13 protein-coding genes are annotated in these 15554 nt (G+C 34.8%); 4 read left to right on the top strand and 9 right to left on the bottom strand.

Annotated elements, in window-relative coordinates:
- Nucleotides 1-15 precede the first annotated feature (15 nt).
- The 6 genes from V7P73_RS11450 to V7P73_RS11425 all read right to left on the bottom strand — a co-directional run bounded on the left by V7P73_RS11450 (nucleotide 16) and on the right by V7P73_RS11425 (nucleotide 6840).
- Nucleotides 16-552 (bottom strand): biliverdin-producing heme oxygenase, encoded by a 537-nt coding sequence (locus V7P73_RS11450; protein ID WP_333853810.1) that lies wholly within the window; start codon nucleotides 550-552, stop codon nucleotides 16-18.
- Entirely contained in the window at nucleotides 533-2734 is a 2202-nt protein-coding gene (locus V7P73_RS11445; RefSeq protein WP_333853808.1) for an ATP-binding protein, read from the bottom strand. The genes V7P73_RS11450 and V7P73_RS11445 overlap by 20 nt, the downstream gene beginning before the upstream one ends.
- 213 nt (nucleotides 2735-2947) lie before the next feature.
- Nucleotides 2948-4189 carry a DUF1015 domain-containing protein gene (locus V7P73_RS11440; protein WP_333853806.1) on the bottom strand — a complete coding sequence of 414 codons (1242 nt, stop codon included), beginning with the start codon at nucleotides 4187-4189 and terminating at the stop codon, nucleotides 2948-2950.
- Between the two features lie 3 nt (nucleotides 4190-4192).
- A complete protein-coding gene (locus V7P73_RS11435) occupies nucleotides 4193-5149 on the bottom strand; it encodes a D-2-hydroxyacid dehydrogenase (protein WP_333853804.1) in 957 nt (318 codons plus the stop codon).
- A 161-nt stretch (nucleotides 5150-5310) separates the two neighbouring features.
- Nucleotides 5311-6366, bottom strand: coding sequence for a 3-phosphoserine/phosphohydroxythreonine transaminase (serC, locus tag V7P73_RS11430; protein ID WP_333853802.1), 1056 nt, complete (start codon nucleotides 6364-6366; stop codon nucleotides 5311-5313).
- A 123-nt stretch (nucleotides 6367-6489) separates the two neighbouring features.
- Nucleotides 6490-6840: a 4Fe-4S binding protein gene (locus tag V7P73_RS11425; protein ID WP_333853800.1), complete on the bottom strand. Its 351-nt coding sequence runs from the start codon at nucleotides 6838-6840 to the stop codon at nucleotides 6490-6492.
- A 49-nt stretch (nucleotides 6841-6889) separates the two neighbouring features.
- On the opposite strand from V7P73_RS11425, the gene V7P73_RS11420 reads away from it, so the two are divergent.
- The 4 genes from V7P73_RS11420 (at nucleotide 6890) to V7P73_RS11405 (ending at nucleotide 12386) form a co-directional block, all read left to right on the top strand.
- Complete coding sequence (locus tag V7P73_RS11420; RefSeq protein WP_333853798.1) at nucleotides 6890-7924, top strand: acyl-CoA reductase; 1035 nt, start codon at nucleotides 6890-6892, stop codon at nucleotides 7922-7924.
- 74 nt (nucleotides 7925-7998) lie between these two features.
- A complete protein-coding gene (locus V7P73_RS11415; protein WP_333853795.1) occupies nucleotides 7999-8565 on the top strand; it encodes a Crp/Fnr family transcriptional regulator in 567 nt (188 codons plus the stop codon).
- 45 nt (nucleotides 8566-8610) lie between these two features.
- Nucleotides 8611-9336 carry a type 1 glutamine amidotransferase domain-containing protein gene (locus V7P73_RS11410; RefSeq protein WP_333853793.1) on the top strand — a complete coding sequence of 242 codons (726 nt, stop codon included), beginning with the start codon at nucleotides 8611-8613 and terminating at the stop codon, nucleotides 9334-9336.
- 137 nt (nucleotides 9337-9473) lie between these two features.
- Nucleotides 9474-12386 (top strand): M16 family metallopeptidase, encoded by a 2913-nt coding sequence (locus V7P73_RS11405; protein WP_333853791.1) that lies wholly within the window; start codon nucleotides 9474-9476, stop codon nucleotides 12384-12386.
- A gap of 59 nt (nucleotides 12387-12445) precedes the next feature.
- Here V7P73_RS11405 and V7P73_RS11400 read toward each other — a convergent pair whose 3' ends face one another.
- The 3 genes from V7P73_RS11400 to V7P73_RS11390 form a co-directional block, all read right to left on the bottom strand.
- Nucleotides 12446-12568: a hypothetical protein gene (locus tag V7P73_RS11400; protein ID WP_333853789.1), complete on the bottom strand. Its 123-nt coding sequence runs from the start codon at nucleotides 12566-12568 to the stop codon at nucleotides 12446-12448.
- Nucleotides 12569-12748: 180 nt separating this feature from the next.
- Nucleotides 12749-13303: a MepB family protein gene (locus tag V7P73_RS11395; protein ID WP_333853787.1), complete on the bottom strand. Its 555-nt coding sequence runs from the start codon at nucleotides 13301-13303 to the stop codon at nucleotides 12749-12751.
- A 60-nt stretch (nucleotides 13304-13363) separates the two neighbouring features.
- Complete coding sequence (locus V7P73_RS11390; RefSeq protein WP_333853785.1) at nucleotides 13364-15499, bottom strand: S46 family peptidase; 2136 nt, start codon at nucleotides 15497-15499, stop codon at nucleotides 13364-13366.
- Nucleotides 15500-15554 lie beyond the last annotated feature (55 nt).

Below are 15554 nucleotides of genomic sequence, written 5' to 3'. Positions count from 1 at the left end.
TTCGCTCCGTTTTTTTTATGCTAATAACTGATAAGCTTTCTTCGCTCCGGCAACACAATCGTTGTATTGCTCTTCCGTAATCTTCTCGTCGATAATCGATTTGAACTCTTGCCAATATGGTCCTGTATTCTCGCCATAAACTCCAAAATAATTGAACTCTATATTCTCGAATTCCGGATTCTTTCTTAGTTGTTTTGCGATGACATTTCCTCCAAGCGTAGAACCTTCCATCACATATAAAGCACCAAAAGCTTCCGCTTCGTTATCCAGATTTTGGGTTGGGTTTTCGTCTTTAGTTGCTATGTTCAAGTTATTCAAATCAACTTTAAGCGCATCGATTTTACTTCTTAAATCTAATTTTAATTCTGGATAAGCTTTCAACTGCTCTTGGATCTGAGGTTCGTATCTGCTGATTAGCTGATAGTTATGAATCAAAAGCATCTTGTAATCATCAAGAGTATAGGATTTATCAAAAATCTTTTGCGATTGCAATTTTGCTTCTGTGTCGTCGTGTTGTTGTTTCGTCTGTTCCTTAAGAAATACTGAAATCATAATTGGGTTTTTGAAATTTTAACATAAATGTTGTTCCTTTTCCGCTTTCACTCTCATAACTTATTTTCCCGCCCATTTTCTCCATCAGATGATGAACAATACTCAATCCAACACCATTTCCGTTGAATCCTTTAGCATTATTCATCCTGCTGAAAATCTTGAACATTTTGCCAGATTCCTCATTATCAATCCCAATTCCGTTATCTGAGATTTTGTATGTTACCGCATCTTCATAAATTTCTCCCACAATCTTTACTAATGGTTTTTCTGATTTGGAAGAATATTTTATAGCGTTACCAATCACATTCAAAAAGACTTGATAAACCATTGTTTTATCACCTAAAACTTCTGGTGTATTTTCGATAAAGATTTCTGTATAAGGGGAATTAAAACTGATTTTAGAATCCTCCACTAATTTATTTATTAATGAATCTACTTCAATTCTTTTCAATTCTATTTCTGATTTTTTGATTTTACTCAATTCCAAAACATTTCGGATCATCTCACTCATCGTATCAATCTGAGTAATGATATTATCCAAAGATTTTTGAACATTTTCCGGATCATGAATTCTTTTTGCTAATTGCGCATTTAGTTTTATGACAGTTAGTGGCGTATTAAGATCGTGTGAAATCGTATGAGAGAAAGAGTCCAATTCTTGATTCAATTCCTTTAATTGATTGTTAAGATCAACAATTTGGGATGATTTGGTATGTGATGCTTTTAGAATCACAGAAGTAATCCATCTTGCAGATTCTATTTCTTTGATTTTCCAAGGCAGGGAAGTGCCTTTCACATATTCTTTCCAAACTTCGAAAGATTTTCTTGGAGAGAATTTGATAATTTCCACCCCATCTTTGATTTCTGAAACAGTTCCTTTTTCAGGTTTTCCGGCCCATTTGATTTTCTGACCTTGTTCTTTTCTCAGCCAAATCAACATATCAGATGTATTGCTTCCTAAAACACTTGTGATAATTCCACAACTGATTTCCGGATTGTCCAAATCTACATTGATGTCTTGGCACAGTGTATTAGTTATGAAAATATTCTCTTCAAAATTCTGATTGTTCTCTTTGCTCCAAACGATAATTTTCTCAATATCAGAATGATTGGGAACATTACCTGCAGTTAAGATTTCATTATTAATTTTAATAATCATTCCGTCTGCAGCACAACTGTCCATAATATCTTTGATATTAGTTTCCAAAGCTTTTCCGAAATCTTCTTCACTCATAAGGTTTTGACGAAGTGTAATATTATTCAGATTGATTCTCTGATATTCTTCCAGCGTTTGTAAAGATTTGTAAGAAGCAAAAGCGTTAGCCGAAATTCTAGTCAATGTTTCTGCTAATAATCTAGATTGCAAATCAAGATGTTTTGGCGCAGAATTTTGACAAGCAACCAATCCCCATAATTCTCCATTCACAATAATCGATGTGCTGAAGCTTGATTCTACGTTTGCATTTTTGAGATATTCTCTATGAATAGGAGAGGATGCACGTGTTATGCTATAAGTCAAATCTATTTGTTCTCTCGGGATTACACCAACAATAGGGAATGTTTTTCCAGAAACGTGCGAAGTGATTCTCACTGGATTTTTAAGATATAAAGCTCTTGCCTGTGCAGGAATATCAGATTCGGGATAATGCAAATCCAGATAACTTTCAAGATGGGGTTTTACCAGTTCTTCTACAACCTGACCGCTGCCATCGTAAAGGAATTGATAAATCATTGCTCTGTCAAAATCTATAATATCCTGTATCTCTTTCAGGAGAACTTTCCAGATATTTTCCTCATTGGAATTTCTAAGAATATGTTGGATTGCTGCATATTCTTTATTGATTTTATGATTGGGAATTACCTTTTCTATTTCAAAAAAAGTGATTTCATTATTGGTGTGAATGCTTAAAGTATATTCTTCATTTTTGAAATCAATATGTTGGATAGCCAATTCTTGGTTGGTAGAATAATTATCCCAATTGATATCAAGATTTAGATCATTTAACAAAACTTTGATATCTTTTCCAAGTATAGAGGAGTCGAGAGAAAAGAACGCTAAAATATTCTCGCTGTAGGAAACTATTTTAGAATTTTGAGTACCTATAAGATAACCATATTCCTGCAATTCTCCACAGATGTGAATAGGTTCTTGATCACAATTGATATATTCTTTTGGGTGCATATTTAATTGTTAATTAGATATATCTTTTGTGTTTTAAAAAGTAAAGATAGACATTAAAATTAATTAATGTTAATTTTATAATTATGTTAAGTCGCTTTCCGTAGAAAATGATTTAATAGTCTGAATTTCAAATGATAAATTTTAATAATAATATGATGTAGAAAATAAAAAAGGTGACAAAAACCGTCACCTTTACATTGAGATTGTAGAAATCTATTTCATATCGTACATTACCAAAGCCGTAATTAACTTAGGTTCAATCAATGTACATTTTGGCGGCATTTTGATTTCTTTATCAGAAATTTTCAGAAGGTCTGAGAAACTGATAGGATAGATTCCGAAACCTACTTTATAATCTCCGCTGTCCACTTTTTCTTTTAATTCTGCAATTCCGTTGATGTCAGAAGTTCCTTTTAGATAAGTGATTTTATCTGTGCGTTTCGCATTTTCGATTCCTATTATATTTTCGAAAATATATTTGTCCACCAAATGATGGTCTAAGTCATTACCATCTTTATTTTCCTCACGGATGTTGTGCTTCACGTGCAAACTGTAAAATTTGCCACCAAGATACATACTGATATGGAATTTTTGAGATGGGAAATAAGGTTCTTCACCTTTTTCGTGAATCTGAAAATCTTCTCTTAGTTTCTCAAGGAACTCTTCATCAGACAAACCATTGATATCTTTAAGAAGACGATTGTAATCGTTGATTTTTATAGACTGGTTGGAAACGATAAAACTGTAAACAAAGTTGTAGTGTTCCGTACCATGAGATCTTTTATACTTGTCTCTTTGCTTTTTAGCATATTCTGCAACAGACCCAATTCTATGGTGTCCATCGGCAATATAAAACGAATCGATTGGGTCTAGAACTTCTTTGAACTGTTGAAGTTTCAATCTATTATCGATTCTCCAAATCTTGTGTCTAACTTTTTTATCATCCGTATAATTGATGATTGGAACATTCTTTTGTTCGTGGTTCATCAATAATTCGACTTTAGAATTGGAATGATAAGTTAAAAGAACCGGCTCTGCTTGTACACCCACTTTTTCAAGGTAATGCGCCATTTTCATTCTTCTTTCCGTAATTGTGGATTCGTGCTTTTTGATTTTTCCTTCCCAGAAATCATCTACACTTACCAAGCCCATCAATCCTCTGAAACTTGTTTTATCTGGAAGCGTTTGTTCGTATAAATAATAAGCAGAATCGTCTTGAGTTAGTTTTTTGTCATCCAATAATTCTTCGAAGTTAGACCTTATCTTTCTCAGATTTCTATCAACATCTTTGGATTTACTTACGACCGCAGGCTTTATCATCTGGATATAAGAATCATCCTGCTGTGCTTTTTTATTGATTTCTTCCTGTGTAAAATTATCCAAAGAATAAGTAGGGAAGACGTCAATAAAATCAGGATTTGGTCTGATTCCTCTAAATGGTTTAAATACTGGCATATATTATAGTTGAGCTTTTATTTTTATAATTTGTTGTGCTAATTCTTCTCCAATTCTATTTTGGGCATCCATCGTGTTGCCACCAACGTGAGGAGAAAGAGAAAGAGCAGGATTCATTAGAATTAATACTTCAGGAGTTGGCTCTTTTTCAAAAACATCCAATGCAGCGCCATAGACTTTTCCGCTTTCTATAGCATCTAAAAGAGCTACTTCGTTGATGACACCACCTCTTGCTGTATTAGCAATGAAAACACCTTCTTTCATTAGTTCTAATTCTTTAGAATCAATCAAATAGCCATCTGTAAGTCCTGTATTGAGGCTGATGAAATCTGAGTTTTTTAAAACTTCATCTAAATTTACAGATTTAATTTCAAAATCCAAAGATTGACCATCGAAAAAGCTAAGCTGAACTTTCTCAGTTTTGGGTGTTCTGTTGTAAGCTAAGATTTTCATTCCAAGAGAAATCCCCATCTTAATCACTTCAATTCCGATATTTCCCATTCCGATAACACCTAAGGTTTTACCAGAAAGTTCAGTCGCATTATTGAATGATTTTTTCAGTGAATTGAAATTGGTTTCTCCTTCCAAAGGCATCAATCTGTTACTCTCGTGAAGGAATCTTGCTAATGAAAAGAAATGAGCGAAAACCAACTCCGCAACAGATTTGCAAGATGCTTTTGGTGTATTGATGATGTAGATACCTTTGTCAATAGCATATTCTACATCAATATTATCCATTCCAATTCCGCCACGACCAATGATTTTGAGATTTGGACATTCGTCAATCAGCTTTTGTCTTACCTGAGTTGCGCTTCTTACCAAAAGAACATCAACATTGTTGTCATTGATGAATTTGCTCAGATGTTCCGGAGATACTCTGGCTTCCAAAACCGTAATATCCGCTTCTTTCAAAAGTTGAATTCCCTTTTCGGAGATTCCATCATTAGCTAATACAATCATTGTTTAATTCAAAAATCCTTTAGTTATTGAGTTTCCTCGACTTGTTTGAGTTAAAATTCAAGGTTGGCTAAGATACGATTTTTTCTTGTGATTAACATTATATTAACAAAAAAACGTCCTGAATTAACAAGGACGTTTCTGATTTATAAATAGAAAAGAGATTAGATACTCTTCATCACATCTACTAAAACTTGTACGCTTTCAATAGGCATTGCGTTGTAGATACTTGCTCTGTAACCGCCCACACTTCTGTGTCCGTTCAGTCCGCTGATTCCTGCTGCTTTCCAAGCGGCGTCAAAAGCTTCTTGCTTAGACTCATCTGTCAAAGTGAAAGTTACATTCATAAAAGAACGGTCTTCTACAGCTGCTACACCTTGGAAATTTGGATTGTTATCAATCTCGTCATAAAGCAATTTAGCTTTTGCATTATTTTTAGCTTCAGCAGCAGCAATTCCGCCATTTTCTTCCAAATGTTTTAAAGTCAAATAAGAAGCATAAACTGCAAAAACAGGAGGTGTATTGGACATAGATTCTTTATCGATATGAACCGCATAATCCAAATAAGTTGGAATAGTTCTTCCTGTTTTTCCAAGAATTGATTTTTTAACCACAACCAACGTCGCTCCAGCTGGACCCATATTTTTTTGAGCACCTGCATAAATCAAATCAAATTGAGAAAAATCCAATTCTCTGCTGAAAATATCAGAAGACATATCGCAAACCAAAAGCGTATCTACTTTTGGAAAAGATTTCATCTGAGTTCCGAAAATTGTATTGTTAGAGGTACAGTGGAAATAATCGTACTCTGAACCTACTGTAAAATCTTTTGGAATATAATTATAATTAGATTCTTTGGAAGAAGCCACAACATCTACATTACCAATCATTTTAGCCTCCTTTATAGCACCAGATGCCCAAGTTCCTGTATTAGTATAAGCTGCTTTTCCATCAACAGACAAAAGATTGTAAGGAACCATCAGGAATTGAAGACTTGCTCCACCTTGGAGATATAGAACTTCGTAATCATCTCCAAGATTCATCAATCTTTTTACAATAGCACGAGCCTCGTCCATCACAGCAACAAAATCTTTGCTTCTGTGCGAAATCTCCAAAAGAGATAAACCAATTCCGTTGAAATCAAGAATGGCTTCTGATGCTTTCTGAAAAACTTCTTGAGGAAGAATACTAGGACCTGCGCTAAAATTATGTTTTTTCATTTATTTATTTTTTTGTCCGATGTCCAATGATGGAAGACGGAGGTTTTTAATATTATGTTTTCAGGATTAGAAATTTAAGAAAATGCATTGTCGAATTGCAATCTTCGGTCGTCCAACTTCTAACTACTCGTTATGAAGAAAAGCTTTTTTTGCTAATAATTCTTCTTCTGTTTCTACATGATCTTCATCTGGAACACAGCAGTCAACAGGGCAAACAGCGGCACATTGTGGCTCCTCGTGGAAACCTTTACATTCGGTACATTTATCTGTAACTATAAAGTAATAATCATCACTAACGGGTTCCTGTGCGGCATCCGCATTCACGGAAAGACCGGATGACAAAACCACCATTCCTTTCAGTGCTGTTCCTTCTGATGCTTTCCAATCTACTGCTCCTTCATAGATGGCGTTGTTTGGACATTCCGGTTCACAAGCGCCACAATTAATACATTCGTCTGTTATCTTGATAGCCATTGCTATTTTATTTTTAATTTTGCACAAAATTACAAAAAAAAAGCCAGCTATGCTGAACGAATACAAAATTTCAGGACTCGAAAAGTTAGGAGAATTTATCCAAAATTTCCTTAAAAATGATGATGAGCATTACAATGAAAAAGAGGAGCGATTGGCTTATCTGATGAAGCGTTCTGAGATCGAAAATCCGTGGTTCACACAAGAGAATCAAAGATATAACTTGGAGCAATGGGCAAGTCTCTTCACTAAAGAAAATATTGAAAATTGGCTTTCTAAATATCAATTATCAAACTCATCCAAAAGAGTAGGATTGATATTGGCTGGCAATATCCCTTTGGTTGGGTTTCATGATATTATTTCAGTAATTTTAAGTAATCATATTCCTGTCATCAAATTATCGTCAAAAGACCGATTGGTTTTACCTTTTTTGTTAGAATTATGGAATCAATTTTCTAATAACGAAATTGAATATCACATCGTAGAAAAGTTAGAAAACTTTGATGCTGTGATTGCAACTGGAAGTAATAATACTGCAAGATATTTGGAATATTATTTCAAAGATAATTTAAGTATCATAAGAAAAAACAGAACTTCTGTTGCAGTTTTGAAAGGCGATGAATCTGATGCAGAATTACAATTGTTAGCCAATGATATTTTCCGATATTATGGATTAGGATGTAGAAATGTTACCCGAATTCTGATTCCAAATGATATGAAATTGGATAAATTGTTTGAAAATTTCATCAATTACAAAGACGTTATCAATCATAACAAATATGCGAACAACTACGACTACAATAGAGCTATTTACCTTTTGAATCAAGACCAGTTCTGGGATAATAATTTTGTAATGTTGAAGGAAGACGAGAAGTTATTTAGTCCCTTATCTGTGATTAATTTTTCTCGTTATGAAACTTTGGAAGAAGTGAAGCAATTTGTAGAAACCAACAAAGACGAAATCCAAACTGTTGTTGCAAAACCAGAATTGGGATTAGAATCGATTGGTTTTGGAGAAACGCAAAATCCTTCTTTGGATACTTATGCAGATAATGTGGATACAATGGCTTTTTTGAGTGTGATATAAATGATAAGCAATCATCAGCTTTATTTTTTAACTTTAATTAACAATTTAAAGCTTCTACCTTCAAAGCAACACTAATGAGTTTGGAACTAAGGAAACATTTTGAGGAATTGATAACGTTATCAGACGAGGAGTTTGCAACGCTCGCTTCTTATTTTAAGTTGAGAAAACTGAAGAAACACCAATATCTGATTCAGGAGAACGAGCCTATTATCAATATTTACTTTGTTACCAAAGGTCTGCTCAAGGCTTCTTACATAGATAACCACGGAAAGGAACATATCATCCAATTCGCTATTGAAAACTGGTGGATTTCGGATTTTCAGGCGTTTTATACTGGCGTGCCGTCGGTTACGAGCATCCATTGTCTGGAAGATGTGGAATTGTATGCGATTTCCAAAGATGATTTGGAAAAGATTTGCTTAGACAATCACAAAGTTGAGCATTTTTTCAGAATCAAAAACAGTTTGGGTTATGTGGCATTGCAGAAAAGAATTCTGTCCTTGTTGACCACCGATGCTAAAGAACGGTTTGAGCAATTTTCCGCTCAATATCCGAAGCTTATCCAGCGTGTTCCCAAAACTATCATAGCTTCCTATCTCGGTGTTTCCAGAGAGACCTTGAGCCGTATTACTCGAAAATAGTGACCTGCGTCACTATGATTTTGTGACTTATGTCCTGTGTTTTTAATGGCGTTTGGCTCAATTTTGTCTTATCAAATTTTAAAAATTATTAAAATGGACAAAAAAATATTATTCGTGGTAACAAGTCACGAAGATCTTGGAAACACAGGACTTAAAACAGGATTCTGGACAGAAGAACTAGCAGCACCATACTACGTATTAGTGGATCAAGGTGCGGAAATTACCATCGTAACTCCAAAAGGAGGACAGCCGCCTATAGACCCGAAAAGTGAGGATCCGTCTGCGCAAACAGATGCTACTAGAAGAATGGATGATGATAAAGTATTACAAGAGAAGCTTCGTAATACAAAAGTTTTATCAGAAATTAATCCTGCTGATTATGATGCGGTGTTTTATCCAGGCGGTCACGGACCACTTTGGGATCTTGCAGAAGATAAAATTTCTCAGCAATTAATCACAGATTTTTATAAATCAGACAAACCTGTGGCATTTGTTTGTCACGCGCCAGGTGTTTTGAGACACGTACAAATCGATGGGGAATATCTCGTAAATGGTAAAAAAGTAACCGGCTTCACCAATACAGAAGAAGAAGCTGTAAAGCTTACTGATGTAGTTCCATTTTTGGTAGAAGATATGCTAAAACAGAACGGCGGAGAATATAGCAAAGTGGAAGATTGGCAACCTTACGCTGTAGTGGATGGTAAGTTAATTACCGGACAAAATCCAGCATCTTCCGAGAAAGTAGCGGAAGAACTTCTTAAGATGTTATAACAAAATCCACAGAATAGGTAAAGAGGCACAGATTTTTTCTGTGCTTTTTTTTATTTTCTATCAAAGTAACAATACTGAATTCGTTGTGACTAATGAAATGTTGCGTAAATTACGCTCCGAAAAAATAAAAGTTTACTATGAAGAAAATATTTATTTCAGTTTCACTATTATTAATGATGAATGCAATGGCACAGAAATTTGAAACACAAAGCTCTACAGATAAGCAAGGTTATACTTACGAAACCGTAAAAAATGACCAATCTGGCGTACGAGTTTATACACTAAAAAACGGACTAAAAGTCTATTTAGCTAAAAATGATGATGCGCCAAGAATCCAGACTTACATCCCTGTAAGAACCGGTTCTAATAATGATCCAAGCGATAATACAGGTTTAGCACATTACTTGGAACATATGGTTTTCAAGGGAACGTCAAAGTTAGGAACCAGCGATTGGGCTAAGGAAAAAGCAATGCTCACGCAAATCTCAGATCTATACGAACAGCACAAAGCTGAAAAAGATCCTGCAAAGAAAAAAGCAATATATAAGAAAATTGATGAAGTCTCTCAAGAAGCTTCTAAATATGCCATCGCTAACGAATATGATAAGGCGATCTCTTCTCTTGGGGCAACCGGAACTAACGCTCACACTTGGTTAGACGAAACGGTTTACAAAAACAATATCCCATCCAACGAATTGGAAAAATGGCTTAAAGTTGAACACGAGCGTTTTTCTGAATTGGTTTTAAGATTATTCCACACCGAATTGGAAGCGGTTTACGAAGAGTACAACCGTGCTCAGGATAATGATGGAAGATTAGTGAATTATGCAATGATGGAAGCGCTTTTCCCAAAACATCCAAATGGTCAGCAAACGACAATCGGTACTTCGGAGCATTTGAAAAGTCCTTCTATGGTAGCGATTCATAAATATTTCGATACTTACTATGTGCCTAATAATATGGCGGTAGTTTTGGTTGGAGATTTGGATTTTGACAAGACTATTAAATTGGTAGATCAGTACTTTGGAGCATTCAAGTACAAAGAATTACCCATGAAGAAAATGGTTTCTGAAGAACCAATGACAAGCATCGTTTCCAGAACTGTGAAAAGTCCTTCTACACCAAGAATGACAATGGCTTGGAGAACAGATTCTAACGGAACTCAAGAAGCAAGATTGGCTGATGTGGTTGCTGAAATCTTGAGTAACAGTGGAGATGCAGGTTTGATTGACCTTAACATCAATCAAAAACAAAAAACCTTAGGTGCTGGTGCTTATGAATCTCCTTTCAAAAATTATGGTGCATTTGTTTTAAGTGTTGTACCAAAAGATGGGCAAAGCTTTGATGAAGCTAAGAAATTGTTATTAGAACAAATTGATTTGGTTAAAAAAGGACAATTCCCAGACTGGATGCTAAATGCTATCGTGAACGACTTGAAAGTTCAGAGAATGAAACGATGGGAAACGGCTGATGGATTGGCTACAACATTGTATTCGACTTACATCGGGAACAGAACTTGGGAGCAGGAACTGGACGAAATCAACCAATACGAAGCGATTTCTAAAGCGGATGTTGTGAAATTTGCTAACGATTTCTTTAAGGATAATTACGTAGTTGTTTACAAAGAAAAAGGTGTGAATGATAAACTGGTTCGTGTAGAAAACCCAGGAATCACGCCAATCAAATTGAACAGAGAAGCGCAATCGCCTTTCCTGAAAGATATTATCAATACAAAATCTTCTGACATCAAACCAGAGTTTGTTGATTTCAAAACGGCTATTGCAACTTCAACGATCAAAGATAAAAAAGTAAGCTTCATTAAAAATAAATACAATGAAGTGGCTCAGGTGAATTATGTTTTCCCTTTCGGAACAGATAATGACAAAGAATTGGCACTTGGTGTAACAGTTCTTCAGTATCTTGGAACGGATAAATATACGCCAGAACAGTTGAAGGAAGAATTCTACAAACTGGGAATCACGAATCAATTCAGAACCTCTAATGACCAAATGATTATTGCACTAAGCGGATTGGAAAGCAATATGAAAAAAGGCGTAGAGCTAATGAATCATTGGATTAATAATGTGAAAGCAGATCAAGCAATTTACGACCAAACAGTTAACACCATTTTGGAATCCAGAGAAGTTGCGAAGAAGGACAAAAACAGAATTATGGCTGCTTTGGCGAACTATGCTAAGTTTGGTAAAGACTCCAGAATGACGGATGTGATTTCTAAAGACCGTTTGAAAAGCATCAACGTTACCGAATTGATTTCTAAAATCAAAACATTGAACGAATATCCTTACGAAGTTTTCCTTTATGGAGAAGATCAGAAAGGATTGGAGAAAGCTGTGAAGCCTTACATCGTTAATGCAAAATTAAAACCTGCAACTGCCAAAGAATATGCTGAACCTGCAACTGCTGGCAAAGTCTATTTCACGCCATACGATATGGTACAAATGGAAATGTCTAAAGTTGCGAAAGCTGGTAATGTAAACGTAGCGAACTTCGGAAAAGCAAGTGTTTTCAATGAGTATTTTGGACGTGGATTGTCTTCAATCGTTTTCCAGGAAATTAGAGAAAGTAAGTCTTTAGCTTATTCAGCTTACGTTTCTTATGCTAATGCGACTGAGAAAAACCATCCGAATTATGTAACAACTTATATCGGAACTCAGGCGAACAAATTGCCTTTAGCAGTTTCTGCAATGTCTGAATTGATGGCAGAGCTTCCGCAGATTCCAGCTCAGTTCGAAAATGCAAAAGGATCAGCTCTTAAACAAATTGCATCTAGTAGAATCAACAGAACGGTGACTTATTACAACCAGTTATCTTTGAAAAAATTAGGAATTGATCACGATGTGAGAAAAGATATCTATGCAGAGATCCAATCTTTGACATTGCCTCAATTAACCAATTTCTACAACACCGAAATCAAACCGTTGCAATACAACACAGCAATCATTGGTAAAAAAGAAAACCTGAATATGGAGTCTGTCAACAAAATGGGAGAGTTCCAAGAAGTAAGTCTTGAAGAGATTTTTGGATATTAATCTTGATTGATTTCTAAATAATAAAGTGGAGCAGAAGTGCTTCACTTTTTTTGTTTAATTTATGGAGAAGTTGCGCCAGGAACAGTGTAATAATTATCAAAACTTGTATAGACTCTGGTTTTCTTCACTTCGCCATTTTCATAGATTTCGACTTTAGTTGTAGGTTCGGATTTTTTACCCATGTATCGCACCTCATCTTGGACTTACAATGATTGATAAAATCCGAGAGAGGATGAAAATCAAACTAAATTTTCTGTTAATATTTTGGTTTTAGGTTATGTTAATTTTAAACAATGTTTAAATCATAGTTTTGTCAATGGAAATAAAATTCTCAAAAAATTAAAGAAAATCATTTATCAATTTCAATTGGATACAACGTGTAACTGTTTTTGAGGAATGTAATTGTGAAAAGTAGAATACTTTAGCTTTATGATTTTTCTAAATTGATTTAAAACAGAATCATCAGAATCAGAATAATTAATGAAATATTTGGTTTGCCAATCTTTGGTTTTTACAGCTTGCTTGTTATTTGGGAAATGCCAATCTGCATAAACTCTGAAACCTCTTTTCCCGGTTTTATTTTCGCTGGAGATTAAATCTTGTTTTTCTAAAACAGCTTTAGAAAAAATGAAAAACCCAGAATTCTCATTTTCTTCAATCGAAATGAGGTAGAAATCGAAATCATCATTAATATCAAAAGGAACTGTTTTTCCATCAGAATCTCTCTTCCAAAAGGTTACAAATTGACCAATCTTCTTTGGTGTCAATTTTGACTTTCTGAATTTAAAATTCGTTTGATTAATTTTAAAATTAAAACCAGAATATTCTTCACATTCCAAATCTGGAGTGATTTCTGAAAGGTTTAGATTCAATTCTTTTAAAATCAAATCGTGCAAATGTTGTAGTTCTTTTATCATAAAAAAACTTTGCCAAAGATAATCATCTATGGCAAAGCTATATTTAATTTAAAGATTGAATTATTTTACGATTTTCATCTCATTGATTAACCATTTTGCATCGGCATATTTGTCAATCACGAAAAGAATATATTTGGTATCCACCATAATGTTTCTACATAATTTTGGATCATAATTGATGTCACTCATCGTGCCTTCCCATTGTCTATCGAAGTTAAGACCAATGAGGTTTCCGTAAGCATCCAGAGCAGGACTTCCAGAGTTTCCACCAGTTGTGTGATTGGTTGCTGTGAAGTTTACAGGAACATCCCCAGATTTATCTTTATAGATTCCGTAATCTTTGGTGTTGTAAAGATTGATTAATTTTTTAGGCAGATCAAATTCATAATCTCCAGGAATATATTTTTCCATAACACCAGCAAGATGCGTTTGATAACCATAATTGACAGCATCTCTAGGGTTGGAACCTTTCACTTTACCATAAGTCACACGCAAAGTAGAATTGGCATCTGGAAAGAATTTTCTGTCTTTATCCGTTTCCATTTGCTGAGCCATAAACTGTTTTTGCAATGCATCAATTTCAGTTTGCAAAGAAGTTACTTTTTCGTGAGTTGTTTTTACATAAGTTCCTTTGATAGATGCATAAAGCTGAACTACTGGATCTTTTTTAAGAGCTTGAACCAAAGCGTTTTGATCTGCAAAAACTTTATCGATGTCAGAATAAACTGTTGCACCATTCACTTTTCCGCCTCCCATTACTACAGAACTTTTTGCCCAGTTTTCTATTGTTGCAATATTTTGATTCACATCTTTATACTTCTCAAAGCCAGTTGGTAAAAATTGTTGAGGCGTTTTGTTGGCATAAAGCGCAATAACTTTTGCAGTTACTTTTGCATCAAGACCACTTTCATAATCTTTATAAATTTCAGACAATCTTGATTTCAAATTATCCAAAGATTTCTGAGAAGAAGTTCCGTTTTCAACAGCTTCTACATAACTTCCGAATAAACTTCCCAAAGCCAAAGTTTCCGCATTTCTTGGCAACTCACTGTAGTAAGCTCTGTTTAAGGCGTAAGGCGCTTGTTCATTATAAAGTTTATTAAGTCCGTCAATTGTAGTTTTGATTGCTGGATTTTTTGAAATCAAAGATTGCTCATATTGTTGCTTTTTTCCAACAGCATTAGACTTTTTAAGGCCTTCTATTTCGCCTTGCCATTTTTTCCAGGCGTTGGAGATTCTTGCATATTTAGAAGCATACTTGATTCTTGTCGCATTGTCCACTCTCATTTTTTCGTCAAGCGTTTTCAAAGTCACATCCCGAACAGAAATCATCGCAGGATCAATCTCCGTCATTATTTTTTCTACCGCCACAGCAGGAAGATATTCTGTTGTTCTTCCCGGGAATCCGAAAACAAAAGTGAAATCATCCTCTTTCTTATCCTTAATAGAAATTGGCAAGAAATGTTTCGGCGTGTAAGGGATATTATCTTTGGAATATTCTGCAGGTTTATTATTCTTATCAGCATAAATTCTGAACATAGAGAAATCTCCCGTATGTCTTGGCCAAACCCAGTTGTCTGTATCAGAACCGTATTTTCCAATAGCCTGTGGCGGTGCGCCAACCAAACGGATATCTTTGTAAGTTTCTATGACATAAGCATAATACTTATTACCATAATACATAGAACGTACAGAGATTTTTTGGTAACTCTCAGGTTTTTGTGAAGCAATATAAGCGTCTGTATTTTGTTTAATTTTGGCATCCAAATCTTTTCCAGTAAGTCCATCGGTTCCTGAAAGAATGTCTTTTGTAACTTCTTTGATGTCGGTGATGAAATCAACTGTTACGCCAGGGTTTGGTAATTCTCCATTCATATCTTTGGCCCAGAATCCGTTGGTCAAAAGGTCATTTTCTACTGTTGAGTGGGATTGGATATTATCATAACCACAATGATGATTGGTCAATAACAATCCTTTTCCTGAAATGATTTCCGCAGTACAACCACCATCAAACTGAACTACGGCATCTTTGATGCTCGCTTTTTCTGGATTGAAAATATCTTTTGCAGAGATTTTCATTCCCAGTTCTTTCATTTCTTTTTCATTAACTTCTGTCGGAATCCACATTCCTCCGTATTGCTGTGCAAATGTCATTACTGTTGACAATGCAAAAGCTGATAAGAGAATTTTTTTCATTTCAAAATTTTAAAATTTCACGAATTTAATTAAAATTTTTGGAAGAGATCATTCA

It is taken from the genome of Epilithonimonas sp. (assembly GCF_036780765.1).
GTDB lineage: Bacteria > Bacteroidota > Bacteroidia > Flavobacteriales > Weeksellaceae > Epilithonimonas.
This window is presented reverse-complemented; position numbering and strand designations above follow the sequence as displayed.